General features: G+C 44.5%; 6 protein-coding genes. 2 read left to right on the plus strand and 4 right to left on the minus strand.

Going from position 1 to position 3,422, the window contains the following annotated elements; all coding sequences use genetic code 11:
* Positions 1-267: aminotransferase class III-fold pyridoxal phosphate-dependent enzyme (locus F6K20_RS30115; RefSeq protein ID WP_502708895.1), on the minus strand; the 267-nt coding region annotated here is incomplete at its 3' end.
* 579 nt (positions 268-846) lie between these two features.
* Here F6K20_RS30115 and F6K20_RS30120 point away from each other — a divergent pair.
* Entirely contained in the window at positions 847-1,089 is a 243-nt protein-coding gene (locus F6K20_RS30120; RefSeq protein ID WP_008179649.1) for a hypothetical protein, read from the plus strand.
* 426 nt (positions 1,090-1,515) lie between these two features.
* A complete protein-coding gene (locus F6K20_RS30125) occupies positions 1,516-1,908 on the plus strand; it encodes an SCO5389 family protein (RefSeq protein ID WP_071106966.1) in 393 nt (130 codons plus the stop codon).
* Between the two features lie 52 nt (positions 1,909-1,960).
* Here F6K20_RS30125 and F6K20_RS30130 read toward each other — a convergent pair whose 3' ends face one another.
* The 3 genes from F6K20_RS30130 to F6K20_RS30140 form a co-directional block, all read right to left on the minus strand.
* Positions 1,961-2,161, minus strand: a complete 201-nt coding sequence (locus tag F6K20_RS30130) for a type II toxin-antitoxin system HicB family antitoxin (protein ID WP_071106965.1) — start codon at positions 2,159-2,161, stop codon at positions 1,961-1,963.
* 131 nt (positions 2,162-2,292) lie between these two features.
* Positions 2,293-2,433: a hypothetical protein gene (locus F6K20_RS30135; RefSeq protein WP_287297152.1), complete on the minus strand. Its 141-nt coding sequence runs from the start codon at positions 2,431-2,433 to the stop codon at positions 2,293-2,295.
* A gap of 66 nt (positions 2,434-2,499) precedes the next feature.
* On the minus strand, positions 2,500-3,422 hold a 923-nt coding region (locus F6K20_RS30140; protein ID WP_287297154.1), incomplete at its 5' end, for a polysaccharide biosynthesis/export family protein.

The raw sequence follows: 3,422 nt of genomic DNA on the forward strand, positions 1-3,422 counted from the left end.
GTTCTGTATTGCCTGAACCACTTTGGGATGAGCATGACCAGTTGCAGTTACCGCAATTCCTGCAGTAAAGTCTAGAAAAACATTGCCGTCCACATCTTCGACCATACAGCCCTCACCTCTGGCAGCTGCTAACGGGTAGCTGCGAGTATAGGAGGGGGAACTCACGACACGATCGCGTTCGATAAGCGCCCGGGCACGGGGGCCAGGCAAGGATGTTCTCAGTTGGGGAACCCGAGGCTGAGTGCGGTTGCTGGTAATGCTAAGCATTTTAGTAATCATTTTAAATTGCTAACAGAGCAATTATATTGGACTTTGGACAAAAAGGGGAGCTAGTTAGCGAGTGTTATTAGCTAACTAGCTCCCAAAAGAACAGGCGACAGAAATGATAAGATTGATAGCAGCTTCTCCAAACCGATTTCAATCCACATCCATTAGCTGATGCCCCAAAACAACCAGCGGTATTCGCATCTTATTTTGAAATACCTGCTGGATATGATAGTCATACGATAACTATTTTTGCTTATTAATAATTTTGAAATATTGGTAGTGATAAATAGGTAGTGATACAACATTAAATTTATCTTAAATAAGGCATTTTTTAATAGGCTAATATAGCAAGCTGTTAGTGGTACACAAGTAGTGATTTTAGCTCCCGTTATCTTGACCAAATCTTAGCCAAATCACTACATCTTTACCACTACCAAATACGTGAGCGGTTACTGGCTAGACGAGATCAACACAGGTAATCCAATATGGCTCGATTCCTCTCTAAAACCAGTTCTGAATAGACCGCAAGCTCCTCAACTTCAATAAAAATTCAAAACTTTAATACCAAGAATCTGACCTATGCAAATCACAATCGACCTACCTCCAGATCTCGAACAAGACCTCATCCGCCAAGCGGTTCAATCAAATGTCGGGATCCAAACCCTTGTTCTGCAAGCGTTACGCCAGCTAATCCAAACAGCACCTAGCTCTATTTCCCAGTGGTCGGATGCCGTATTGTCTTATGAAGGAATTCCTGACTTCCCGGCTTTCGAGTCCTATCGTGATCAACTCCTGCCACCTCGTGAACCGGAATTATTCTGATGCGATACCTTCTCGATACTTGCGTCATGCAGCGACTTTATTAAAGGTGAACCTGGTTTACAGACTGAAAACTGGCGGCAGCTATAAACGTGCTGGAGTGGAAGGGTGGCAGTTTTTGATTGAGTTTCACAAAGATATTCCCCAAGTAGCGGATAGTTTGGCTGCATTGCAAGTCGGTTTACTGGGGCATCATCTTTTTGGTACTAGGATGGCGTGCGATCGCATTCTCCCAAAACTGACCAAGCCCATACTTATAGCATGGTACGTCTCTAACCGCCTGCATTGTAACATTTATTTAATAATAATGATTATTATTAACAATAAAAATAATCATTATCACAATATACTGTTCCCTGGGAGGTTCAGGCAACTAAGTGTGAACCTCTGATAACTATTTTGTTGATTAGGGATATCAAGGAAAAGCCTATGTCACTGAACATTACTCCAGAGCTGTTGAAGCAGGCACAGGAGGGTGAGGTTAATCAAGAAGCTTTTATTGAGAGCATCAGGCAATCGTTACCTTATGCCTTTGGAATTGTCGAAGACCTGGCCAAGCGCTTGGCAGAGGGTGAAGCGGAATGGGTAGAGCATTCGGTACCACCACCAACTGAGCAAGATCGAGCCCAGCTACTGCGGATGATAGGTGGGGATGCGATTCGTGGTGCAGTCGAAGGTTATTTTGGGATCAAGTTAGCATTTCAAAACTGCCACAAAACCGCTATATTTCGTCCAGAAGCTTTAGAATCACCGGCTTATCAGGACTTTATTTCTATTCGCAGTCAAATTCTGAACCAGACACCAGAACTGATCCATTGTTAAAACTTAGCCAGAGGCTCTAGCTACTAGAGCCTAGGCGTCAAAATAGATATCATTAGATAGTAACCTCACATGTGACAGAGCCTTCAGCCAGCTCAAGGGGGGCAGGTTCAAGGTAGAGCTCAATAGCCTCACGCATATTTTCTATTGCTTCTACTTTAGTTTGACCACAGGAAGTACAACCAGGAAGTTCCGGGCACCAAGCTGCCCAGTCTCCGTTATCTAGATCAGGCTCAAGAATCACTCTCCATTTCATCAGACTTATCTCTAAACTCAGTATTAAAATTGGTCAGCATTCAGCCCTCAGCGGTCAGCTGTCAGCTTTTGAATAAAAGAGCTAAGCTTTGGCCACAGGCCAAGGGCTTTTGCCCAGACTTTCAATTCTCATTAATCTCGAACTATTAAAATCTCCCGTTCTCGTAGCGTGGCCATAGGCCTGCATAGGTTTATTTTAAGCATGATAGCTGATAGCTGAACCCTGACCGCTGACCGCTGACCGCACCTCAAGTAGCACCATCTGTAGCGCATATGCTTACAAAGCATCAGCGGTCAGCAAATAAGCTGAATGCTTAATACTGATCGCTGACAGCTAAACTAGAATAGAAGGTTAAATAATCTAATCGGTAATTCAATTAGGTTGAAAATACCGCTAGCAGGTCTGGAAATCCTTTCGACGTTGTCCGCAGTTTTTGCGACACCATCCCGTTTAACAATAATCACATCATTAGGCTGCAAGGTGGGATTAGTTTCCTCGTTAACTGGAGCAGTAAAATCGATTTCAATTTCTCTTTTTTCAACTGTGCCATTGCGATTCAGGCGAACTAATTCGACAGAACCCTTTTCAGCACGAACGTCATCAAATCCCCCAGCGGCAAGCAAGGCTTCATTCAGAGGAGAATTGGGCTTGACTTCCACATTACCAGGTCGTTGAACTTGACCAACCACATTGACCGGGATGGCAGCAGCAGAAAGGTTGGAATCTGCTAATGCCAATGCTACCTCTGGAGCAATTTCGTCAGCTTTGGTGACAAGAATTGTATCTCCCTCCTTTAAGAGGATATCCTGAGAGAGGTCACCCTGTCGCAACAATTGCCAAAAATCCAAGGCAATTTCTTGTTGTGTACCCCCTTGGGTCAAACGTCGCACTTTAACTTGGCGAACGTTAGCGTCTTGGGTAATGCCTCCAGCGATCGCGATCGCTTGGGTTACAGTTGGTGGTGCATTGGTGCTACGGATATCAGCACTACCGATGTTAATGTTGTTATTACCCAGAGTTTCTCCCTTGACCACATAAGCTCCTGGGTTAATCACTTCCCCGACCACAGCCACTTGAATCGGACGGCTGGCATTAGCTGCAAAACTGGCATTGGACAATAGACGGGTTTCCTCTGGGTTGATAGCAGTAGTAGTTCGGAGCAAGATTTCATCCCCATCCCGCAAGGTAACATCCTGCCTGATATCACTTCTGTTAATCAATTGCTGGAGATTGATATAATAAGTATTGCGCTGCCCAGAGA

Source organism: Moorena sp. SIO2C4 (genome assembly GCF_010672485.1).
In the GTDB taxonomy this organism is placed as follows: domain Bacteria; phylum Cyanobacteriota; class Cyanobacteriia; order Cyanobacteriales; family Coleofasciculaceae; genus Moorena; species Moorena producens.